Below are 21,951 nucleotides of genomic sequence, written 5' to 3'. Positions count from 1 at the left end.
CGCAAGCAGGAGAGAAGAAGTCCCATGGCTGAAGTTCTCGTCTACGTCGACCACGTGGACGGTGCCGTCCGCAAGCCGACCCTGGAGCTGCTGACCCTCGCCCGCCGCATCGGCGAGCCGGTCGCCGTAGCGCTGGGCAACGGCGCCTCCGACACCGTCGCCATCCTCGCCGAGCACGGCGCGGTGAAGGTCCTCACCCACGAGGCCGCCGAGTACGCCGACTACCTGGTCGTTCCGAAGGTCGACGCCCTCCAGGCCGCCCACGAGGCCGTCTCCCCGGCCGCCGTGCTGGTCTCGTCCTCCGCCGAGGGCAAGGAGATCGCCGCCCGCCTGGCGCTGCGCCTGGGATCGGGCATCATCACCGACGCCGTCGACCTGGAGGCCGGCGACGAGGGCCCGGTGGCCACCCAGTCGGTGTTCGCCGCCAGCTACACCACCAAGTCCCGTGTCTCCAAGGGCACCCCGGTCATCACGGTCAAGCCGAACTCGGCCGCCGTGGAGGCCGCCCCGGCCGCCGGCGCGGCCGAGGCCCTGAGCGTGACCTTCTCGGCCCAGGCGACCGGTACCAAGGTGACCGCCCGCACCCCGCGCGAGTCGACCGGCCGTCCCGAGCTGACCGAGGCCGCGATCGTGGTCTCCGGCGGCCGTGGTGTCAACGGCGCGGAGAACTTCGCGATCATCGAGGCGCTGGCCGACTCGCTCGGCGCGGCCGTCGGTGCCTCGCGTGCCGCCGTCGACGCCGGCTGGTACCCGCACACCAACCAGGTCGGCCAGACCGGTAAGTCGGTCTCGCCGCAGCTGTACATCGCCTCCGGCATCTCCGGCGCGATCCAGCACCGCGCGGGCATGCAGACCTCGAAGACCATCGTGGCCGTCAACAAGGACGCGGAGGCCCCGATCTTCGACCTGGTCGACTACGGCGTGGTCGGCGACCTGTTCGACGTCGTCCCGCAGCTGACCGAGGAGATCAAGTCCCGCAAGGGCTGATCACCTACGGATCGTCCGAGGCCCCCGCGACCGCACCGGTCGCGGGGGCCTCGCCGTTTCCCCCGGACCCGGACGGCGCGGTGGCGGTGCGGGCGCGGTCGTAGGACGGTGTTGACCGGCACGGAGACCGCCGGATACCGTCATTCAACGAATTGTTGATTCCGTATCGCGGAAACCTGATGCGGTGCCGGATCGCGGACGTCTGGGAGGGTGGCATGGGCCAGGGGCAGCAGGAGCGGGTGCCGACGAGTCTCGGGGGCGCCGTCGCCGAGGAGATCGGTGCCTCGCTCGCGCCGGTCGACGCCGAACTGGAGCGCCTGTACCCCGGCGACCCCGGCACCCGTCAGCCCGTCCACACGGTGTACGTCCCCGCCGACGTCTTCGCCGCCGACACCGTCCGCGCCTGGGGCGACCGCGCCCTCGCGGCCCTGGACGACCACGCGCCCGACGCCGCGTCCTTCGGTGCCGCCCTCGGACTGGACGGCGCGCTCGCCGAGGACGTGTACGGCCGGGTCCGGGCGAAGCTGGAGCGCGAGCCGGTCGAGGACCTGCGCGTCGACTTCGAGGACGGCTACGGCAACCGGCCCGACGCCGAGGAGGACGAGACCGCCGCCCGCGCGGCCCGCCTGGTCGCCGAGGCGCACGCGCGCGGCGGCGCCGCCACCACGGCTCCCTGGACCGGCATCCGTATGAAGTGCATGGAGGCGGCCGTACGCGATCGCGGCATCCGCACCCTCGACATCTTCCTCACCGGCCTGATGCGGGCGGGCGGCCTGCCCGGCGGACTGGTCCTCACCCTCCCCAAGGTCACCTACGCCGAGCAGGTCACCGCCATGGCCCGGCTGCTCGACGCCTTCGAGAAGACCTGGGACCTCGCACCCGGCCGGATCGGCTTCGAGATCCAGATCGAGACCAGTCAGTCCATCCTCGCAGCCGACGGCACCGCCACGGTCGCCCGCATGATCCAGGCAGCTGAGGGCCGCGCCACCGGCCTGCACTACGGCACCTTCGACTACAGCGCCTGCCTCGGTGTCTCGGCGGCCCACCAGGCCTCCGACCATCCCGCCGCCGACCACGCCAAGGCGGTCATGCAGGTCGCCGCCGCCGGCACCGGGGTGCGGCTCTCGGACGGCTCCACCAACGTGCTGCCGGTCGGTCCCACCGAGCAGGTGCACGACGCCTGGCGCCTGCACTACGGCCTCGTCCGCCGGGCCCTCGCCCGCGCCTACTACCAGGGCTGGGACATGCACCCCGGCCACCTCCCCACCCGCTACGCCGCCGTCTTCGCCTTCTACCGCGAGGGCTTCGAGCGGGCCGCCGCCCGTCTCGCCCGGTACGCCGACCGGACCGGCGGCGACGTGATGGACGAGCCCGCCACCGCCAAGGCCCTCGCCGGACATCTGCTGCGCGGACTGGACTGCGGCGCCCTGGACGACGCCGAGGTCGCCCGCGCGGCCGGTCTCGCCCGCGCCGACCTGGAGACGTTCGCCTCACCTCGACGGGGAGGACTCACCGTCTCCGCGCCGTGACGGCCCGTCCGTCCAGGGAGCCCGGCCTCGGTCGATTGCGTCTTCTATCGAAAGTCGATAGGTTTCCATCGTGCTTCGAGTGAAGGAGAGGCGATGGGACAGGCGACCGTGTTCGCGCTGCGCGCGGTGATCGTGGCGTTGCTGGCGGGCTCCGTGGTGGTGCAGGCGGTGATGGTGCCGCTGCTGGCGAGCGACCTAGAAGCATTGGACGCGGAGTACTCCTACCTCCGGTCCCCGTTCCTCGCCATCGTGGTGCTCATCGTGCTGGCGGCCCAGACCGTCCTGGTGTGCGTGTGGCGGCTGGTCACGATGGCGCGGCGCGGGACCGTCTTCTCCCACGCGGCCTTCCGCTACGTCCACATCGTCATCGGGGCGTTCGTCGCCGCCGCGCTGCTGGTCTTCGCGCTCGGCGCGCTGCTGGCGCCGGGGGAGGCCGTCGCACCCGGCGTCGTGCTCCTGGTGGGCGGGCTCGGCCTGGCGATCGGGGGGATCGCGCTAGTCGTCCTCGTGCTGCGGATGCTGCTGGCCCAGGCCGTGGAGCAGAAGCAGGAGGCCACACGCATGCAGGCCGAGCTGGCCGAGGTGATCTGATGCCGATCGCCGTCGACATCGACGTGATGCTGGCGCGGCGCAAGATGTCCGTGGGGGAACTCGCCGAGCGGGTGGGGATCACCCCGGCGAACCTGGCCGTCCTGAAGAACGGCCGCGCCAAGGCCGTGCGGTTCACCACGCTGGCCGCGCTGTGCGAGGTGCTGGAATGCCAGCCCGGTGACCTGCTCCGCCACGAGCCCGACCACGCAACGACGGAGCCGGCCGGCAACAGGGTCTAGGGACGCCGGGGCGGGCTGAGGTGCTGGGCAGGCGTCAGCGGGAGGTTCGGGAGTGGCCCGCGTCGCCGTAACCGCGGGGTGGACGAGTCCCGCTCCACAGGCGGCCCCAACCTCCCGCCGGTCGGTGCCGGCCGATGCGGGGAGCCCGGGACCCAGGCTCGGCCCTACCCGCCGTAACCGCGCTCCCCGCCGCCGACCGATGTGGGGAGCCGGGTCCAGGCTCGGCCCCCTCGCCGCGACCGCGCGGTGCGCGAGTCCCGCCCACAGAGAGGGGGCACAGCCTCCCCGCCTGCTGCGGCCGATGCGGGGAGCCCGGGTCCAGGCGTGGCCCGCCTCGCCGTGACCGCGGGGAGAGTGCGCCTCGCACCCCAGGAGGGACACGCGACCCGGCGCCGGCGCGCCCCCGCCGCGCTACGCCCCGGGCGGGCCCGCCTCGGCGCCCGTGCCGTGACTCCCGGCCCCCTCGGCCCTCATGTACCGCTCCAGTCCGCTCGCGGTGACCCACCCCTCCTCGGCGAGCAGCCGCGTCCCCTTCTCGCACAGGGCCCGGTCGGCGCGCGCCCGGGCGCAGAACTCCTCCGGCGTGGTGCCGAACAGCGCCCGCAGCCGGGGGAGTGTGGCCAGGAGGTCGGTCAGCAGGGGGCGTTGGCCGGGGTGGGTGCGCGGGGCGCCGGTGCCGTCGTGCAGCACGCCCCGGCGGTTGACGTAGGCGAGCGCGCCGGGCAGCGTGCTGCCGTCGGGGAGTTCGATCCGCACGTCCGGTGCGGGCAGCCAGACGCGTCGGAAGTTGCCGTGCGGCAGCGGAACCCCCTCGCTCGCGTCGATCACCGTGAGCTGCCGGGCGTCGAGCCAGATGACGAACAGCTCGCTCACCCGCCCCGGTGTCACCACCGGCGCGTTGGCGACGTACCCCGCGCGGCTCACGTGCGCCGAGACGCCGATGCCGAGGCCCGCCACCCGGGCCCGCACCATCGGCAGGGGTGTGACGATGCCCGACTCGGCCATCTTGTGCCGCAGCTGGGCGGGACAGGCGTTGGAGCCGACCGAGACGACGGGCGTCCGCTCCTCGAACACCCACCGGTCCAGCGGCAGCAGCCGGTCCCCGTCGAGCAGGCCCGACTCGCGCGGCCAGGAGCCCGGATACTCCAGCGGATGCTCACGCGGCACCACGTCCAGCCCGAGCGCCCGCAGCGTGCGGTCCTCCATCGCCGCCGCCCGCTCAGTCCGCCGGCGGCAGCTCGCCGGAGCCGCGGGTGATCAGCCGGGTCGGCAGTTCGATGCGCTCCGGGGCGATCAGGGTGCCGTCCAGCTGCCGGAACAGCCGCTCGGCGGCGGTCCGTCCGAGGGCGGCGGCGTCCTGCGCGACGACCGTGACTCCGGGCTGGAGCAGATCGGCGAGCTCGATGTCGTCGAAGCCCACGAGGGCGACCGGGCGGTCCTGGGCGGCGAGCACCCGGATCACCGTGACCGTCACCCGGTTGTTGCCCGTGAAGATCGCGGTGACCGGCTCGGGACCGGTGAGCATCTCCTCCGCCGCCCGGCGCACCCGCTCCGGATCGGTCACGCCGAGGGACATCCAGGAGTCCGCCACCGGTATGCCCGCGTCCTCCATGGCGGTGCGGTAGCCGCGCAGCCGCTCGGCGGCGGTGTGGATGCGGGGCATGTCGCCGATGAAGCCGATCCTGCGGTGTCCGTGCGCGATCAGATGGCGGACGCCGTCCCGGGCGCCGCCGAAGTTGTCCGACACGACGACGTCCGCGTCGATGTGCCCGGCCGGGCGGTCCACGAAGACGGTGGCGACACCGGCCTTGATCTCCGGCTCCAGGTAGCGGTGGTCGTCACCGGCGGGGATCACCACCAGGCCGTCCACCCGGCGGGCGCACAGCGCCAGCACCAGTTCCTGCTCGCGGTCGGCGTCCTCCGCGCTCGAGCCGTTGATCAGCAGGGCGCCGTGCGCGCGGGCCACCTCTTCCACCGCGCGGCTCAGCGGCCCGTAGAACGGGTCCGCGAGGTCCTCCAGGACCAGGCCGATGCTCGCGGTGCGGCCCTTGCGCAGCACCCGGGCGCTGTCGTTGCGGCGGAAGCCGAGCGCCTCGATCGCCTCCTGCACGCGGCGCTCGGTCTCCGGCGTCACGCCCGGTTCGCCGTTCACCACGCGCGACACCGTCTTGAGGCCGACCCCGGCACGGGCGGCCACGTCCTTCATCGTCGGACGGTTGCCGTATCGGCTCCCTGGGAAGCGGTCGGTGCGGCGGGTCGTCTCCGGCACGATGCGGTGTCCTGTCCTGTCGGCCACGGGGATGCGTGAGTCCATGGGCTTGTATGAGGATGTGGCGTCGAGCATAGAGCCTGGACAACGTTGTCAGGCTCGGGGGACACTGTCCGACGCACACTCCGGCCCGCAGGTCACCGCTCGACCGGGCCGTTGCCCGTGCTCCGTGTGTTGCCTCCTGGTCGCGCATGGCCGTTCCCAGCGTGTTTTCTGATGTTTTCCGATGGTTGACGGGGAGATCCGACTTTGATGCACACCGACCTCGTGGCTGCGCTCGACATCGGCGGCACCAAGATCGCCGGCGCGCTGGTGGACCGGGAGGGCCGGATCCTGGTCCGCGCCCAGCAGCCGACCCCCGCGCAGGAGGACGGGGAGACGGTGATGGGCGCCGTCGCGGCGGTGCTCGGCGACCTCACCGCCTCCCCCCTCTGGGAGCGCGCGGGTGCGGTCGGCATCGGCAGCGCGGGACCCGTCGACGCCTCCGCCGGCACGGTGAGCCCGGTCAACGTGCCCGGCTGGCGCGACTACCCGCTGGTCGCCCGGGTGCGGGACGCGGCCGGGGGCCTGCCCGTCGAGCTGATCGGCGACGGGGTGGCCATCACCGCGGCCGAGCACTGGCAGGGCGCCGCCCGGGGCCACGACAACGCGCTGTGCATGGTCGTCTCCACGGGCGTCGGCGGCGGTCTGGTGCTGGGCGGGCGCCTGCACCCCGGACCCACCGGCAACGCCGGGCACATCGGCCACATCAGCGTGGACCTCGACGGCGACCCGTGCCCGTGCGGTGCGCGCGGCTGCGTGGAGCGGATCGCGAGCGGGCCCAACATCGCCCGGCGCGCGCTGGACAACGGCTGGCGGCCCGGACCGGACGGCGACACCTCGGCGGCGGCGGTGGCCGCCGCCGCCCGCGCCGGCGACCCGGTGGCCGTGGCCTCCTTCGAGCGGGCGGCCCGCGCCCTGGCCGCGGGCATCGCGGCCACCGCGACGCTCGTCGAGATCGACATCGCGGTGATCGGGGGCGGCGTGGGCAAGGCGGGCGAGGTCCTCTTCGCGCCGCTGCGGCAGGCGCTCACCGAGTTCGCCACCCTGTCGTTCGTGCGGCGTCTGGTGGTGACACCGGCGCAGACCGGCACCGACGCCGGCCTGGTGGGCGCCGCCGCGGCGGCGCTGTTCAGCAGGACCGACCAGGCGGTCGCGGGGGTGTGAGAACCCCGACCGGGGACGCGTCGGAAGCGGGGCGTGACCCGGGGGCGGGTTCCGCAGTTGAGCCGGGCATGAAGAAGCGCAGCATGCTCGCCATCGCCTCCCTCGCCACCGGATTCGTCGTCGCGGCCGTCACCCCGTCGCACGCGCTCGCCGACACCGCCCTCGGCACGCTCGACGTCGAGGACACGCTCAGCACCCTCGACCGCACGGTCGCCGAGAACAACACGCTGGAGCTGGACATCGACCGGGACGGCAAGGCCTGACGGGCCCCGCCACAGCACACGGCGGCGCCGGCACCCCACGACGAAGGGGGGCCGGCGCCGCCGCATGCGGCCACCCGCCCGCGCCTAGGGGGCCCGGCGCCGGACGGGCGACTCACCCCGCACGGGCCCGCTCGCACAACGGTGCCTGGGCGTCCAGGGGCGCGTTGGCGCACGTCACCGCCGCACCGCGGCGCTCCGGCCGGCTGTGACGACGGCGAGGAGGGGGAACGCGATGAGCAACGCGACCGCGACGAGGGATCCGCTCGCCCAGAGCGGCCCGAGAGCCCCGGCTCCGGTGCCGAGCGTGGCAGCACCCACGACGGGACCGACCACGGCGCCCACGTTGAGCGCCGCCGTCGCGTACGAACCGGCCATCGTGGGGGCCCCGGCGGCCTCGTAGAGGACACGCGTGATCAGGGTGCCGCCCAGCGCGAACGACAACGCGCCCTGCACGAACACCAGCGTCAACAGGGCGATCGGCTCGTGGGCGAGCACCGCCGCAGCCGGCCAGCCGACGAGCAGCAACGGGCCGGCCCACGCGACGACGGGCCCGGGACTCCGGTCGGACAGCCGGCCGGCGACGGTGACGCCCACGAAGGAACCGGCACCGAAGAGCACCAGGGCGACGGGGATCCACGACTCGCCCAGCCCGGCGCCGTCGGTCACCACGGGGGCGAGAAAGGTGAGGCTGCCGAAGGTCGCCGCGTTCACCAGTGCTCCGAGCAGCATGACCAGGACCAACCGCGGCCGGGCGAGCTGGGCGAGCTCCGCTCGCAATGCCTGCCTGCCGGTCGCCCCGGCCCCACCGTGTCCTGCCGGGACGCCCTTCAGGATGCCGAAGGCGGCAGGCAGACAGAGAACGGCGACGGCCCAGAAGGCGGCCCGCCAGCCGAACGCCGAACCGAGCACCGAACCACCGGGAACACCGGCGATCGTGGCCACCGTCGTGCCCGAGAGCAGCACGGCCAGCGCGCGTCCTTTCCTGTCGGGTGGCACCAGCCCGGCCGCGGCCGTCACGGCGACGGCGAGGAACCCCGCGTTCGCCGACGCGGCGACCACTCGGGTGGCGAACAGGACGGCGAAGCTCGTGGTGACGGCGCCCACGGCGTGAGCCGCCGCGAAGACGACGACGAACCAGAGGAGGGCCGGGCGCCCGGGCCAGCTGCGGGCCAGGGCGGCCACCATGGGGGCGCCGACGACCATGCCGATCGCGAACGCCGGGGTGAGCGCGCCTGCCGTCCCGACGGAGACGTCGAAATCCGAGGCGATGTCCGGCAGGAGGCCGGCGAGCATGAACTCCGAGGTGCCCATGGCGAAGACCGCCGAGGCAAGCAGGTACAGCGGAAGAGGCATCGAGTGGCTCCGAGGTGAGGAGAGGCACGAGAAAGTCATCTCGTCACCGCGGCCAACCCCGACCGCGCACCCGTCCCACCGCGGACGGCGGTGTGCGACGGGGGCTACGAACTCAGGGGCGCGGGGGGCCGGCGGCGTGACCGCAAGCCCCCACCCTGTCCGACTCAGGACTCGACATGGCCCGCACGCTACCCGACGGGTGCCCGGCGGGGCACGCCGGTTTCACCGGGCGGTGGGCGAGAGGAGACCGGGGTGGAGGGTTCCGGGTGTGGAGGGTGTGTACGGCGAGGTAACGGTCCGGACGGAGGCGCGGATCGTGGAGTATCTGCGGAGGGTCCGGGAGAAGGAAGTAGTGGGGGCAGGACTGTGGACCCCGGCGTTTCCCACGCCTCTCCCGGTGGATCGTGTGCAGGAAGCTCCGCCGCTGTTCAGCCGCCTACTGTCTGGGAGTTTGAATGATCGTCTGGATCAACGGGGCGTACGGTGCGGGGAAGACCTCCGCCGCGCGCGAACTGATCGAGCTGATCCCGAACAGCACGCTCTTCGACCCGGAGGTCATCGGCGGAGCGCTGGACCAGCTGCTTCCGCCCAAGCGCCTCGCCGAGGCCGGTGACTTCCAGGACCTCCGATCTGGCGGCGCCTCGTGATCGACACGGCGGCCGCGATGCTCGCCGAGCTGGGCGGGACCCTCGTGGTCCCGATGACCCTCCTGCGCCAGGAGTACCGGGACGAGATCTTCGGCGGGCTCGCCGCCCGCCGGATACCGGTCCGCCATGTCCTGCTCGCCCCGGCGGAAACGATCCTGCGTGAGCGCATAGCCGGCCGGGAGGCCCCGGCGGACCTCCCCGACGGAGAGATACGCGTCCGGCAGTGGGCGTACGACCACATCGAGCCGTTCAAGGCCGCCCTGGCCGCCTGGCTGACCACCGACGCCTATCCGTCGACAGCGGGGCCCTCACCCCGCGCGCCACCGCCCGCCGCATCGCCGAGGCGGTCGCCGGCGGGGAGGTGCCCGCCTGCGACATCGTGCAGACGCCCGAGCCCGCCGCCGAGACGGTGGCCGCCGGGGTGCTGCTCTTCGACGAGCAGGACCGGGTGCTGCTCGTCGACCCGACCTACAAGGCGGGCTGGGAGTTCCCCGGCGGGGTCGTGGAACGTGGTGAGGCGCCCGCTCGGGCCGGTATGCGCGAGGTCGCCGAGGAGACCGGCCTGCGCCTCGACGACGTGCCGACGCTCCTCGTCGTCGACTGGGAGCCGCCCGCCCCCCGCCTTCGGTGGGCTGCGCCTGCTGTTCGACGGCGGACGCCTTGACTCCGCCGACGCCGAGCGGCTGCGGCTGCCCGGCCCTGAACTGCGTGCCTGGCGCTTCGCCACCGAGGCCGAGGCCGCCGACCTCCTGCCCCCGGTCCGCTACGCACGCCTCCGCCGAGCCCTGCGCGCCCGCGAACGCGGCCACGCGATGTACCTGGAGGGCGGGGTGCCGGTGGGGTGAGGGGAGCCGGGTGACGGTCCCGAGGTCTGCCCACGCGGGCGGCCTCAGCGGTCGGTCTCCCGCTGAGCCGCCTCCGCCATCGCCCGCAGCCGGCGGGAGGCGTCCGTCAGGACCGGGTCGCCGTGGCCGAAGCAGGCCGTCTCCGTGTCGAGGGCGGCCAGCCGGCGGCAGGAGGCGAGGAGTCGGTGGCGGTCGAGGTTGAAGACGCCCGGGATCACGGTGCCGTCGGCCGGGGACACCGCCACCGTGTCCCCGGTGAACAGCACGCCGTAGCGGGGGAGACGGAGCGCGATGCTGCCGCGGGTGTGACCCGGGACGTGCAGCACCTGGGCACCGCCGGCCACGTCGAGGACGTCACCGTCCGACAACTCCGTCACGGACGCGGGGCGTTCGTAGTCACCCGGCGGCAACAGCGACAACGCCCTCCGGCGCAGCGGGAGTTCCCAGTCCTCCAGGGCCGGTGGCGGTCCCGGTGCGTCGTCGCGTACGTGGGGCGCGTCCAGGCGGTGGGCCAGTACCTCCGCGCCGGTGAGCGCCGCGACCTCCGCCGCGCCGCCCGCGTGGTCCTCGTGGAAGTGGGTCAGGACGACCCGCCGTACGTCCGCGGGGCGGGCGCCCAGGGCCGTCACCGCTTCGACGATCGGCGCGCCCGACCCCGCCGGACCGGCGTCGACCAGTGTCAGTTCGTCAGGGCGCCCGCCCCCGCCGTCACGCCAGAGGTACGCCTGGCCGACCGGGAAGCGCAGCATCAGCAGACGGCCGGGGAGCAGTTCGCCAACGTCCATGGAACCGACCGTAGGGCAGGGCCCCCGCCCTCGGACGGAGGCTCTGCCGACGGCAGAACGCCAGAACCGGGGCGCCTCAGTTGGCCCCGGCCGCATAGTTGCGCAGGAACAGCGCCTCCGCGACCGACAGCCGCTCCAGCTCGTCGGGCGACACGCTCTCGTTCACCGCGTGGATCTGCGCCTCCGGCTCGCTCAGGCCGGTCAGCAGGATCTCCGCGTTCGGGTACAGCTCGGCGAGCGTGTTGCACAGCGGGATCGAGCCGCCCTGACCGGCGTACTGCATCTCCTGGCCCGGGTACGCCACCGCCATCGCGTCGGCCATGGCCTGGTAGGCCGGGCTGGCCGGGTCGGCGCGGAACGCCTGCCCCTGGCCGATCTGCTCGGTGCTCACCCGGGCGCCCCACGGGGTGTGCGACTCCACGTGCGTGCGCAGCAGTTCCGTCGCCTTCGCCGCGTCCACGCCCGGCGGCACCCGCAGGCTGATCAGCGCCCGGGCACTCGCCTGCACGGACGGCGTGGCGCCGACCACCGGCGGGCAGTCGATGCCGAGCACGGTGACCGCCGGGCGCGCCCAGATGCGGTCGGCGACCGTACCGGAACCGATCAGCTCCACACCGTCGAGCACCTTGGCGTCCGTGCGGAACTGCTCCTCGTCGTACCGCAGTCCCTCCCACACGCTGTCGCCGGACAGCCCGTCAACGGTGGTGCTGCCGTCCTCGGCGCGCAGCGAGTCCAGCACCCGCACCAGCGCGGCCAGCGCGTCGGGCGCGGCCCCGCCGAACTGGCCGGAGTGCAGGTTGCCCTCGAGGGTGTCGACCCGCACCCGCACCATGGTCATGCCGCGCAGCGTGGTGGTGACCGTCGGCAGGCCGGCGCGGAAGTTGCCCGCGTCACCGATCACGACGGCGTCGGCGGTGAGCAGGTCGGGGTGCTCCTCTGCGTACCGCTCCAGGCCGCCGGTGCCCTGCTCCTCCGAGCCCTCGACGATCACCTTGACGTTCACCGGCACACCGCCGTCGGCCTTCAGGGCGCGCAGCGCCAGCAGGTGCATGATGACCCCGCCCTTGCAGTCGGCGGCCCCGCGGCCGTACCAGCGGCCGTCGCGCTCGGTCAGCTCGAACGGCGGGGTGGCCCAGCCGGACTCGTCCAGCGGCGGCTGCACGTCGTAGTGCGCGTACAGGAGCACGGTCCGCGCGCCCTCGGGGCCGGGCAGGTAGCCGTAGACCGACTGGGTGCCGTCCGGGGTGTCGAGCAGGGCCACGTCCTGGAAGCCCTCGGCGGAGAGTGCGTCGGCGATCCAGCGGGCGGCGCCCTCGCTCTCCTCGCGCGGGAACTGGTCGAAGTCCGCCACCGACTTGAAGGCCACCAGTTCGGTGAGCTCCTCCTTCGCCCTGGGCATCAGTGAGGCGACGGTCATGGCGACCGGATTCGGCGACATGGGCACGCTCCTTGTGGGTGCGACGTTGTGCAGGTGCGTACTTCTCGGTACGCGATGATCGTGTGGTGTGCGTGAGTGGCCCGTGTACGGGGCACTCACGTCGCCGATCCTCCCACAGCGGACCGTGACGACCGCCGCCGTAGGATGCGGGAGGACAGCAGCGGCAGGCGGCGTGGACGGAGCAGCAGACCATCGTGAGCAGCGAGAACTCTTCGGCGGACGACGTGCGGCAGGTGTGGGACGTCGTCGTGGTGGGCGCGGGACCCGCGGGGGCGTCGGCCGCCTACGCGGCGGCGGTCGCGGGGCGGCGCGTGCTGCTGCTGGAGAAGGCGGAGCTGCCCCGCTACAAAACGTGCGGCGGCGGCATCATCGGTCCCTCCCGCGACGCACTGCCGCCCGGTTTCGAGCTGCCGCTCAAGGACCGGGTGCACGCCGTGACGTTCTCCAGCAACGGCCGCTTCACCCGGACCCGCCGCTCCCGGCAGATGCTCTTCGGGCTGATCAACCGCCCCGAGTTCGACCAGCAACTCGTCGAGCACGCGCAGAAGGCCGGGGCCGAGCTGCGTACCGGGGTCGCGGTGCAGCGCGTGGAGCAGCACGGCTCGGCCGTGCCGGACCGGCGCACGGTCGCGGTGGTCCTGCAGGGCGGCGAGACCTTGCTCGCGCGGGCCGTGGTCGGCGCGGACGGCAGCGCCGGCCGCATAGGAGCGCACGTCGGGGTGAAGCTCGACCAGGTCGACCTGGGCCTGGAGGCGGAGATCCCGGTGCCGGAGACGGTCGCCGAGGACTGGAAGGGCCGGGTGCTCATCGACTGGGGCCCCATGCCGGGCAGTTACGGCTGGGTCTTCCCCAAGGGCGACACCCTGACCGTGGGGGTCATCTCGCGGCGCGGTGAAGGCGCCGCGACGAAGCGCTACTTGGAGGACTTCATCGCGCGGCTCGGGCTGGCCGGCTTCGAACCGGCCATCTCCTCGGGGCACCTGACCCGCTGCCGCGCCGACGACTCGCCGCTGTCCCGCGGCCGGGTCCTGGTCTGCGGGGACGCGGCCGGGATGCTGGAGCCGTGGACCCGCGAGGGCATCTCCTTCGCGCTGCGCTCGGGACGGCTGGCGGGGGAGTGGGCGGTGCGCGTCGCCGAGGCGCACGACGCCGTGGACGCGCGCCGGCAGGCCCTGAACTACGCCTTCGCCGTCAAGGCGGGCCTCGGTGTGGAGATGAGCATCGGCAAGCGGATGCTGGCGGCGTTCGAGCAGCGGCCCGGGGTGTTCCACGCGGTCCTCACCGGTTTCCGCCCGGCGTGGAAGGCGTTCAAGGACATCACCCAGGGCTCGACGACGCTCGGCGAGCTGGTCCGCACCCACCCGATGGCCCACCGCGCCCTGGTGGCCCTGGACCGGCGCCAGGCGAGCGGCGAGGTCAGTTCCGGACAGTGATCCGGAAGACCGGGTGGTCGGGGGCAGCCGCGATGATCTCCTCGTCGGAGGACTTGGCGGTGACCCCCTGGAAGTACTGGTTGACCTCCCAGCCCCACTTCTCCAGGTAGGTGCGCAGCACCGCGAGCTTCTCCTCGTCGGGAATCTCGACGGCCGTGAAGGTGCGCAGCTTGCGGCCCACGCGCAGTTCCCCGCCGCCGGCGGCCCGCATGTTGCGCACCCACTGCGAGTGTCCGCGCGCCGAGACCAGGTACTGCTGTCCCTCGTAGGTGTGCGGGTTGACCGGGATGCGCTGCATGCGCCCGCTCCTGCGGCCGGGGACGGACAGCTCCGCGGTGCCGGCGAGGCTGAAGCCGTGGCGGGCCAGCCAGCCGACGACACGATTGAACCGGATGGTGAGGGGGCTACCGGCGCGGTAATACGGCGTGGACGACGACATCGTGACTCCTCAAGGGCGGACGCGGCGATGAGAGCGCCGCTCTTTTTTGTGAGCACTGCTCTCGCTTCGCTTCAGTCTGCACGGTTCCGTGCGGCAAAGCAAGAGCAGTGCTCTCGTCTGTGTGCACTGCTCCGTCTTCGTGGAACACTGTCCCCATGACCAGCACCGCACACGGCGCCCGCGCGCGGGCCAGGATCGAGATCACTGCCGCCATCAAGGAGGAGGCGCGACGACGGCTCGCCGAGGAGGGCGCCGCCGAACTGTCCCTGCGGGCCGTGGCCAGAACGCTCGGCATGGCTTCCTCGGCGATCTACCGCTACTTCCCCAGCCGTGACGACCTGCTGACCGCTCTCATCATCGACGCCTACGACTCCCTGGGCGAGGCCGCCGAAGCGGCGCGCGACGCCTCCGCCGGTTCCGCGCCCGGCGAGCGCTGGACCACGGTGTGCGAGGCCATCCGCGCCTGGGCGCTCGCGCATCCGCACGAGTACGCGCTGATCTACGGCTCACCGGTGCCCGGCTACGCCGCGCCCGCCACCACCGTCCCGGCCGCCGCCCGCGTCGCCTACGCTCTCATCGACGTCGTCCGCGACGCCCACCGGGCCGGGGAGCTGGACCTCCCCCCGCTCCCCGGGGCACTGGAGGCGGAGGCCGCGCGCATGGCGGCGGACGCCGTCCCCGACCTGCCGCCCGCGGTGGCGCCCGCTTGCGTGGCTGTCTGGGCCCAACTGCTCGGCCAGATCGGCTTCGAGGTGTTCGGCCAGTTCACCCGCGTCGTGGAGGAGCGGGACCTGTTCTTCCGCCACACCGTCGGCATCCTCGCCCGCACCGTCGGACTGCGGCCCGCGGGGACGGAGTCCGGACCGGGCTCGCAGGACGCCCGATAGGCGGTCCCGCGCGCCCCGGCCGGACGTACTTCCGCGGGAGTACATGTGATCACGCCGTCCGGCCGACGCCGCCGGGGGCGCCCGGCGTCTAGCGTGGCGGACATGGACGAGCAGCGTGCGCCCGGCACCGGGCCGCCGGAGCGGTGGCGCCCCGTGCCGCCCCGGTGGTGGCGGCACGGCCCGCCCGGATGGAGCCGCCGCGCCGACGAGCGGGACCAGGACCTCGCGTCGGCGGGGCGGGCCCGGTGGCCGTGGCCCTCGACCGTGCTGTTCACCGCCTTCGTGCTGGTCGGCTCCGGTTTCGCCGACCACGCCCAGGCGGGCGAGCGGGTCGCCCTGGACCCGCTCGGGCGGGTGCTGCTGTTCCTGTCGGGCGCGATCCTGGTGTGGCGGTGGCGCCACCCCGTCCCCGTGCTGTTCGGCACGGTGGCCGCCGTCCTGGTGTACATCGGCGCCGGCTACCCGTACGGACCGGTGTTCCTCACCGTCGCGGTGGCCTGCTTCACCGCCGTCGTCTCGGGGCGGCGGTACGCGGCCTGGGCGGCCATGGCAACCCTCTGGGCGGGGCACCTGCTCATCGCCCACGTGCTCTACCGCGGGCTGCCGCCGGCCGGAGACGGCGCGGGCTCCTGGAGCGAGGAGATCGTCGTCGCCACCTGGGTCGTCGCGCTCCTCGCGGTGTCCGAACTGGCCCGCACCCGCCGCGAACAGTGGGCACGCGAACGGGCCGAGCGGGCCCGCGCGGAACGGCGGCGAGCCGACGAGGAACGGCTGCGGATCGCCCGGGAACTGCACGACGTCCTCGCCCACAGCATCTCCGTCATCAACGTGCAGGCCGGGGTCGGACTCGCGCTGCTGGACACCGACCCCGAGCAGGCGCGCAGCGCGCTCACCACCATCAGATCCAAGAGCAAGGAAGCCCTCGGGGAGGTGCGTCAGGTGCTCGACACCCTGCGTGCCCCGGGCGCCGCGCCGCGCACCCCGGCGCCCGGCCTGGACCGGCTGCCCGAGCTGGTCGGCCAGGCGGCGAGCGCCGGTCTCACCGTCACCGTCGAGGGTGAGCCGCCGGCGCTGTCCCCCGGCACGGACCTGGCCGCCTTCCGCATCGTCCAGGAGGCCCTCACCAACGTCGTACGGCACTCGGGGTCCCGCGAGGCGCGCGTACGCATCCGGCACGGCGAGGGGCGGCTGCGGCTGCTGGTCGACGACGACGGGCCCGCCACCGGCGCCGACGCCGGCGGCGGCGGGAACGGACTGGCCGGGATGCGGGAGAGGGCCGCGGCGCTGGGTGGCACCATCGAGGCGGGCCCACGCCCGGACGGCGGGTTCCGGGTGCTCGCCCTGCTGCCGACCGAGGCCGAGGAGGACCGGTGATCCGCGTACTGCTCGCCGACGACCAGTCGCTGGTCCGGGCGGGGTTCCGTGCCCTGCTGGACGCGCAGCCGGACATCGAGGTGGCCGGGGAGGCCGCCGACGGCGGGGAGGCCGTGCGCCTGATCCGCGAACTGCGGCCCGACGTGGTCCTGATGGACATCCGGATGCCCCTGCTGGACGGGCTGGCCGCGACCCGCCGGATCACCGAGGACGCGGACCTGGGCGAGGTGAAGGTGGTCATGCTCACCACCTTCGAGCTGGACGAGTACGTCTTCGAGGCGATCCGCTCGGGCGCCTCCGGCTTCCTGGTGAAGGACACCGAGCCGGACGAATTGCTGCGGGCGGTACGGGCCGTGGTCGACGGGGACGCCCTCCTCTCACCCGGGGTGACGCGCCGGCTGATCGCCGAGTTCGCGGCCCGCTCCAAGGAACCGGCCGCCGTCGGCGCCCTGTCCGAGCTCACCGAACGGGAACGGGAGGTCATGGCGCTGGTCGGCCTCGGCCTGACCAACGAGGAGATCGCCCGGCGCCTGGTGGTCAGCCCGCTCACCGCCAAGACCCACGTCAGCCGCACCATGGTGAAGCTGGGCGCCCGCGACCGCGCCCAACTGGTCGTCCTCGCCTACGAGTCGGGTCTTGTACGGCCGGGCTGGCTGGGCTGAGCCGCCCGCCGGAACCGGATCAGGACGTACACGGTCCGCACCGCGAACAGCGCCCCGGCGAGCACGGCGCCCGCGCACCAGCAGCGTCCCGGCCCTTCCCGGCAGCGTGAACAGCAGGGCCGGACCGGCCACCGCGCCGAACACGACCGCCGCCGCGAACGCCGCGCTGCACAGCGCGTACCCGATCTCCACGGTCACCGCGTCCCGTTCCGCCTGACCACGGCGCCCGCCCCCGTCCGCCTCGGAGCCCCCGTCGTCACGCATGCCGGAAGTGAAACAGCCGCACGGCCGGCGGACAAGCGGGCGTTCAGACGACCGCGGACGTCTCCCGCCACAGCGCGGCCGGCGCCGGGTCGCCCGACACCTTCGGCAGCGGCACCCGGTTCCACAGCGAGAGGTACAGTTCGGCGGCCGGACCGGACACCTCGCACTCCGCCTCCCCGGCCGCGTCCCGCGTGGTCACCGGCGGTTCCGGTGACAGCCGCACGGTCCACACCGCGTCGGCGTCCGTCGCCCGTACCCGCAGGACACGGGGCTCGGGGGTGCGGACCCGGCTCCTGCGGCGCGCGTGGAAGCCGCGCAGCAACTCGTCGACGCCGTCCACCGCGAACTCGGTGCCGAAGCGGGCCGGCCGGCCACCGCGCGCGGCCTCGGCGTCGTACCGGTGGACGGCAGTCTCGTGCGCCTGACGGCGTGCCCAGAAGTTCAGCGAGGAGACCGCCCCGGGCAGGAACGTGTAGCACTCGACGTCGGCCGGCGCCCCGGTGAGCGTGTCGAGGAGGCGGCGGTGCCCGGCGCGGTACCAGGCGATCAGTTCCGGGCCGTCCAGGTCCGGTTCCTCACCCATCGGGCGGGGTGTGGTGCACGCGTCCGCGACGAAGGCCGCCGCCCACCGGTGCACCACACCGGTGTGCCGCAGCAGGTCCCGGACGCGCCATTCCGGGCAGGCCGGAACGGGCGCGTCCGGTCCGGCCTGCTCCGCGGCGTCGGCCAGCGACCGGCCCTCGTCCTCCAGTATGTCCAGGTACCAGGCAGTCTCCATGGCCGGGAGTCTGCCGCACGGACGGCCCGCGCGGTGATCCTTTTCCGCCGTTCCCTACGGCAGCGGCGTCCCGCCCGTCGCGTTCACGATCTCGGCGGTGATGTACGACGCCTCCTGCGAGGCGAGGAAGACGTACGCCGGGGCCATCTCGGCGGGCTGGGCCGGACGCCCGATCGGGGCCTGCTTGCCGAACTCGGCGGTGTCCGGCAGCGTCGCCGGGATCAGCGGCGTCCACACCGGCCCCGGCGCCACGGCGTTGACCCGGATGCCCCGCTCGATCAGCATCTGCGCCAGCCCCTGGGTGAACGTGACGATGGCGCCCTTGGTGGTCGCGTAGTCCAGCAGGTGCGGGCTCGGCTTGTAGGCCTGCACGGACGCCGAGTTGATGATGCTGCCGCCCTCCCGCATGTGCGGCACGGCCATCTTGCACAGCCAGAACATGCCGTAGAGGTTGGTCCGCACCACCCGGTCGAACTGCTCGGTGGTGATCGCCTCGATGCCGTCCGGCTGCGACATCTGGTACGCGGCGTTGTTCACCAGGATGTCGATGCCGCCGAACTCGGAGACCGCGCGGTCGATCAGCGCCCGGCAGTTCTCCTCCTCCCGGATGTCGCAGGAGACGGCCACGGCACGTCGGCCGGCCTCCTCGACCCAGCGCGCGGTCTCGTCCGCCTCGTCCTTCTCGCTGTCCAGGTACGTGAAGAGCACGTCGGCGCCCTCGCGGGCGAACGCCAGGGCCACCGCGCGGCCGATGCCGGAGTCCCCGCCCGTGATCACGGCCGTACGGCCGGCCAGCCGCCCGCTGCCCCGGTAGGAGTCCTCACCGTGGTCCGGCGGCGGGTCCATGGGGCCGGTCCAGCCCGGGTGCGGCTGGTCCTGGGACGGGAAGTCGGGGGTGGGGTGCTGGTCGACGGGGTTCTGCTGCTCGCTCACGTTCTCTCCCGGGTCCACGCGGTGGTCGCTGCCGGCGCCGCCGGTCGGACGGGCGGACGCCGACGACCGGGTACCCCGACACCGGCCGTCGATCCACCCCGGCCCGCCGACGGACCCGCCGCCGGGACGGCCCCTGTTCTCAGTCCGTGTTCACGCGGCGCGTGACGAAGCCGATGGTGGTGGCCACCGCCGCCAGCGCCGCCACGCTGGTGAGGGCCGCCGGGAGGCTGAACCAGTCCGCCATGAAACCGATGGCGGGCGGGCCGAGCAGCATCCCGCTGTAGCCCAGTGTGGAGGCGGTCGCCACCCCGCTGGGGCCGGCCAGCGCGCCGGCCCGCTCGACCGCCACGGGGAAGAGGTTGGCCAGACCGAGACCGGTGACCGCGTAGCCCAGCAGGGCCGCCCACAGGGACGGCGCCAGCGCGCCGAGCAGCATGCCGGCCGCCGCCGTGGAGCCACCCGCGAGGATGGTGCGGGTCCGGCCCAGCCGTTCCAGCAGCGTGGTGCCGCTCAGCCGCCCGACGGTCATGGCGAGCGCGAAGCACAGATAGCCGACGGCCGCCGCGCCCGGCGAGGCGTCGAGGTCCTGTTCGAGATGGAGCGCTCCCCAGTCGGCCAGCGCCCCCTCCCCGTAGGCGGTGCAGAGCGCGATGAGGCCGAAGACGACGACCAGGGCCCGGGTGCGGCGGTCCCGCCGGGGCGCGGCGCCCTCCGCGGGCCGTCCCCCGTCGGCCGGGGTCAGCGGTTCGCACCGCATCAGCGCCCGCCCCGCCACCGCCGTCACCAGCAGGGCGATCACGGCGAGCCCCGTGAGGTGCGGGGTGGGGGAGAGGGAGCCGGCGACCAGGGCGCCCAGCCCCGCGCCGACCATGCCGCCCAGGCTGAACGCGGCGTGGAAGCTGGGCATGATGGGGCGCCGCAGGACGGCCACCAGATCGACGGCCGCGCTGTTGAAGGCGACGTTGATGCCGCCGTAGGCCGCGCCGAACACCAGCAGGACGGCGCCGAGCGCGGGCGCGGAGTGGGTGAGCGGCGGCAGGGCGACGCTGACGCTGAGCAGCACCGCGCAGACCACGGTGACCAGATGACTGCCGTACCGGCGGCACAGCCGGCCGGTCAGCGTCATGGTGATCACGGCCCCGGCGGACACCCCCAGCAGGGCGAGGCCCAGAGCGCTCGCGGACGCCCCGGTCTGCTCCTTGATGGCGGGGATGCGCACCACCCAGCCGGCGAAGACGAAGCCGTCCAGGGCGAAGAAGGCGGTCAGGGCGAGTCGGAGTCGGACGAGGTCGGTACCCGGCACGGCACTGTGCGAACGGGTTTTGTTTATCAGCGGCACAAAAGCAGGCTAGGGGGCGCCGTCGCCCGGGGCAAGAAGCCCTCGCGACCGGCAGAAGGGGGGCGCGCACCGCCGGAGGGGTGGCGGGGGTAACCCGTGTGATCGTCCCGGATGGTGGGACCGCACGACATGACTGAGCGTGGATCACGCCGGAGATCGGGAGATCCGTGCTGACGCGGAGTCAGCTGCCCGGCCTCCAGCGGAAGGACTCTCAGATGCGCTCTGCCCGCATGGTGCTCGCCACCGCAACGGCCACGGCGGCTCTCGCCATCGCCGCCCCCGCGGCCTACGCCGACCACGGCGGCGACGAGGGCCACGACAAGTCTTCGTACAGCAAGGAGTACGACAAGGAGAGCAAGCACGACGAGGGGAACAAGCACGACAAGCCGCACGGCGGGGTGCACACCGGTGGCGGCGCCCTGACCACGGTGAGCGGCGACGAGGGCCACGACAAGTCTTCGTACAGCAAGGAGTACGACAAGGAGAGCAAGCACGACGAGGGGAACAAGCACGACAAGCCGCACGGCGGGGTGCACACCGGTGGCGGCGCCCTGACCACGGTGAGCGGCGACGACTGGGGCACCGCCAAGGACCCGAAGTACGACCCCGAGACCTACAAGGACAAGGAGGACTCCGAGAGCGAGGAGTCCTGGAGCGGCAAGCAGGACAAGGAGTGGAAGCACGAGAAGCCGCGCGGCGGCATGCACACCGGCGGCGGCGGTCTCGCCTCGCAGCCCGGTGTCACCGCGGGCGGCCTGGCCGCGCTCGCGGCCCTCGGCGCCGGCGCCTTCGCGCTGCGCCGCAAGAAGGCCTCCGGGGACATGGCCTGAGCCATGCCCGGCGTCATAGCGGCCGGGGCCGTCCCAGGCGACCCGCGCGTCACGACGGCCCCGCCCGCCCCCTCACCAGACGTCCCTTCCGCCGTGCCCCCCGCAGTGCCCGATTGAGGTGGTTTCCCCGATGCCGGCCAGTCCCCCCACTCCCGACCGTACCGACCCGGCGTCGCCGACGAGGCGAAGACTGCGCGCCGTCATGACCGCGGTCTTCTGGGGCGGCGCCGGCCTGCTGCTGGCCACCACGCTGATGGGCGGCGGCGAGGACCCACCCGACGACGCCCACGGACCGCACGCCTCCCGCGCGGTCGCGACGGCACCGTCCGCCGAGACCTCCACCGGGCCGGCCGAGAGCGGTCCCGCTCCCACGCAGTCGCCCGCGAAACAGCTGCCGCGGTCCAGGCCGACCAGGCTGCAGATCCCGTCCATCGGCGTCGACGCCCCCTTCACCGCCCTGGCGATCAACAGCAAGGGGCAGCTCGAACCGCCGCCGGCCCACAACACCAACCTCGTCGGCTGGTACGCCAAGGGCGTCTCGCCGGGTGAGCTCGGCACGGCGATCGTCGCCGGGCACGTGGACACCACCACCTCAGCCGCCGTCTTCGCGCGCCTCGGCGAACTGGAGAAGGGCGACCGCTTCCGCGTGCAGCGCGCCGACGGCACCAGTGCCACCTTCGTCGTCGACGAGACGGAGTCCTTCGCCAAGGACGACTTCCCAGACGAGCGCGTGTACGCCGACACCCCCGACGCGCAGGTACGGCTCATCACCTGCGCCGGCGACTACGACCGCACCGCCAAGGACTACACCGAGAACCTGGTGGTCTTCGCCCACCTCGTCTGAGAGCGACGCCCGGGAC

Annotated in this window: 21 protein-coding genes and 2 pseudogenes; 13 read left to right on the top strand and 10 right to left on the bottom strand. The window is 73.6% G+C overall.

Annotated elements, in window-relative coordinates:
• The first annotated feature begins 24 nt into the window (after positions 1–24).
• The 4 genes from F3L20_RS22555 to F3L20_RS22540 all read left to right on the top strand — a co-directional run bounded on the left by F3L20_RS22555 (position 25) and on the right by F3L20_RS22540 (position 3,346).
• Positions 25–987, top strand: coding sequence for an electron transfer flavoprotein subunit alpha/FixB family protein (locus tag F3L20_RS22555; RefSeq protein WP_150155916.1), 963 nt, complete (start codon positions 25–27; stop codon positions 985–987).
• 215 nt (positions 988–1,202) lie between these two features.
• Positions 1,203–2,516, top strand: coding sequence for a DUF6986 family protein (locus F3L20_RS22550; protein ID WP_150155915.1), 1,314 nt, complete (start codon positions 1,203–1,205; stop codon positions 2,514–2,516).
• Between the two features lie 93 nt (positions 2,517–2,609).
• Positions 2,610–3,107, top strand: a complete 498-nt coding sequence (locus F3L20_RS22545) for a DUF2975 domain-containing protein (RefSeq protein ID WP_150155914.1) — start codon at positions 2,610–2,612, stop codon at positions 3,105–3,107.
• Positions 3,107–3,346 (top strand): helix-turn-helix domain-containing protein, encoded by a 240-nt coding sequence (locus F3L20_RS22540; protein WP_150155913.1) that lies wholly within the window; start codon positions 3,107–3,109, stop codon positions 3,344–3,346. The genes F3L20_RS22545 and F3L20_RS22540 overlap by 1 nt, the downstream gene beginning before the upstream one ends.
• Before the next feature lie 411 nt (positions 3,347–3,757).
• Here F3L20_RS22540 and F3L20_RS22535 read toward each other — a convergent pair whose 3' ends face one another.
• A complete protein-coding gene (locus F3L20_RS22535; protein WP_150155912.1) occupies positions 3,758–4,552 on the bottom strand; it encodes a hypothetical protein in 795 nt (264 codons plus the stop codon).
• A gap of 13 nt (positions 4,553–4,565) precedes the next feature.
• Complete coding sequence (locus F3L20_RS22530) at positions 4,566–5,660, bottom strand: LacI family DNA-binding transcriptional regulator (protein WP_199785241.1); 1,095 nt, start codon at positions 5,658–5,660, stop codon at positions 4,566–4,568.
• Between the two features lie 207 nt (positions 5,661–5,867).
• Between F3L20_RS22530 and F3L20_RS22525 the strand changes: the two genes are divergently transcribed.
• Together F3L20_RS22525 and F3L20_RS22520 are read left to right on the top strand one after the other, a co-directional pair.
• The gene (locus tag F3L20_RS22525) at positions 5,868–6,821 is read left to right on the top strand and encodes an ROK family protein (protein ID WP_150155911.1); all 954 of its coding nucleotides are present in this window, start codon (positions 5,868–5,870) and stop codon (positions 6,819–6,821) included.
• Between the two features lie 68 nt (positions 6,822–6,889).
• On the top strand, positions 6,890–7,084 hold the full coding sequence (locus tag F3L20_RS22520) for a hypothetical protein (protein WP_024885029.1): 195 nt from the start codon (positions 6,890–6,892) through the stop codon (positions 7,082–7,084).
• Positions 7,085–7,258: 174 nt separating this feature from the next.
• Here the strand turns inward: F3L20_RS22520 and F3L20_RS22515 are convergent, their stop codons facing one another.
• Entirely contained in the window at positions 7,259–8,437 is a 1,179-nt protein-coding gene (locus F3L20_RS22515) for a Cmx/CmrA family chloramphenicol efflux MFS transporter (protein WP_150155910.1), read from the bottom strand.
• Between the two features lie 455 nt (positions 8,438–8,892).
• On the opposite strand from F3L20_RS22515, the pseudogene F3L20_RS22510 reads away from it, so the two are divergent.
• Positions 8,893–9,929: pseudogene (locus tag F3L20_RS22510) on the top strand (NUDIX hydrolase).
• Positions 9,930–9,973: 44 nt separating this feature from the next.
• On the opposite strand, the gene F3L20_RS22505 reads toward F3L20_RS22510, so the two are convergent.
• Both F3L20_RS22505 and F3L20_RS22500 read right to left on the bottom strand, forming a co-directional pair.
• Positions 9,974–10,714, bottom strand: a complete 741-nt coding sequence (locus F3L20_RS22505; RefSeq protein ID WP_150155909.1) for an MBL fold metallo-hydrolase — start codon at positions 10,712–10,714, stop codon at positions 9,974–9,976.
• Between the two features lie 76 nt (positions 10,715–10,790).
• Positions 10,791–12,152, bottom strand: a complete 1,362-nt coding sequence (locus F3L20_RS22500) for a dipeptidase (RefSeq protein WP_150155908.1) — start codon at positions 12,150–12,152, stop codon at positions 10,791–10,793.
• Between the two features lie 194 nt (positions 12,153–12,346).
• On the opposite strand from F3L20_RS22500, the gene F3L20_RS22495 reads away from it, so the two are divergent.
• Positions 12,347–13,585, top strand: coding sequence for a geranylgeranyl reductase family protein (locus tag F3L20_RS22495; RefSeq protein ID WP_150155907.1), 1,239 nt, complete (start codon positions 12,347–12,349; stop codon positions 13,583–13,585).
• Here F3L20_RS22495 and F3L20_RS22490 read toward each other — a convergent pair.
• Positions 13,569–14,024 carry a nitroreductase family deazaflavin-dependent oxidoreductase gene (locus tag F3L20_RS22490; RefSeq protein ID WP_150155906.1) on the bottom strand — a complete coding sequence of 152 codons (456 nt, stop codon included), beginning with the start codon at positions 14,022–14,024 and terminating at the stop codon, positions 13,569–13,571. The two genes, F3L20_RS22495 and F3L20_RS22490, sit on opposite strands and share 17 nt — an antisense overlap.
• Positions 14,025–14,179: 155 nt before the next feature.
• On the opposite strand from F3L20_RS22490, the gene F3L20_RS22485 reads away from it, so the two are divergent.
• The 3 genes from F3L20_RS22485 to F3L20_RS22475 all read left to right on the top strand — a co-directional run bounded on the left by F3L20_RS22485 (position 14,180) and on the right by F3L20_RS22475 (position 16,947).
• On the top strand, positions 14,180–14,911 hold the full coding sequence (locus tag F3L20_RS22485; protein ID WP_150155905.1) for a TetR/AcrR family transcriptional regulator: 732 nt from the start codon (positions 14,180–14,182) through the stop codon (positions 14,909–14,911).
• 102 nt (positions 14,912–15,013) lie between these two features.
• Positions 15,014–16,285 carry a sensor histidine kinase gene (locus tag F3L20_RS22480; RefSeq protein WP_150155904.1) on the top strand — a complete coding sequence of 424 codons (1,272 nt, stop codon included), beginning with the start codon at positions 15,014–15,016 and terminating at the stop codon, positions 16,283–16,285.
• The gene (locus F3L20_RS22475; RefSeq protein ID WP_150155903.1) at positions 16,282–16,947 is read left to right on the top strand and encodes a response regulator transcription factor; all 666 of its coding nucleotides are present in this window, start codon (positions 16,282–16,284) and stop codon (positions 16,945–16,947) included. The genes F3L20_RS22480 and F3L20_RS22475 overlap by 4 nt, the downstream gene beginning before the upstream one ends.
• On the opposite strand, the pseudogene F3L20_RS34895 reads toward F3L20_RS22475, so the two are convergent.
• The 4 genes and pseudogenes from F3L20_RS34895 to F3L20_RS22455 all read right to left on the bottom strand — a co-directional run bounded on the left by F3L20_RS34895 (position 16,908) and on the right by F3L20_RS22455 (position 20,225).
• A pseudogene (locus F3L20_RS34895) lies at positions 16,908–17,211 on the bottom strand (DUF6332 family protein). The gene F3L20_RS22475 and the pseudogene F3L20_RS34895 sit on opposite strands and share 40 nt — an antisense overlap.
• Before the next feature lie 43 nt (positions 17,212–17,254).
• Positions 17,255–17,989, bottom strand: a complete 735-nt coding sequence (locus F3L20_RS22465; RefSeq protein WP_150155902.1) for a maleylpyruvate isomerase family mycothiol-dependent enzyme — start codon at positions 17,987–17,989, stop codon at positions 17,255–17,257.
• A gap of 54 nt (positions 17,990–18,043) precedes the next feature.
• On the bottom strand, positions 18,044–18,922 hold the full coding sequence (locus tag F3L20_RS22460) for an SDR family oxidoreductase (RefSeq protein WP_024885041.1): 879 nt from the start codon (positions 18,920–18,922) through the stop codon (positions 18,044–18,046).
• Positions 18,923–19,061: 139 nt separating this feature from the next.
• Positions 19,062–20,225 (bottom strand): MFS transporter, encoded by a 1,164-nt coding sequence (locus tag F3L20_RS22455; RefSeq protein WP_145825945.1) that lies wholly within the window; start codon positions 20,223–20,225, stop codon positions 19,062–19,064.
• A gap of 251 nt (positions 20,226–20,476) precedes the next feature.
• Between F3L20_RS22455 and F3L20_RS22450 the strand changes: the two genes are divergently transcribed.
• Entirely contained in the window at positions 20,477–21,091 is a 615-nt protein-coding gene (locus F3L20_RS22450; protein ID WP_150155901.1) for a hypothetical protein, read from the top strand.
• Positions 21,092–21,221: 130 nt separating this feature from the next.
• The gene (locus F3L20_RS22445; protein WP_150155900.1) at positions 21,222–21,935 is read left to right on the top strand and encodes a class F sortase; all 714 of its coding nucleotides are present in this window, start codon (positions 21,222–21,224) and stop codon (positions 21,933–21,935) included.
• The last annotated feature ends 16 nt before the right edge of the window (positions 21,936–21,951 follow it).

The organism is Streptomyces tendae (assembly GCF_008632955.1).
GTDB lineage: Bacteria > Actinomycetota > Actinomycetes > Streptomycetales > Streptomycetaceae > Streptomyces.
This window is presented reverse-complemented; position numbering and strand designations above follow the sequence as displayed.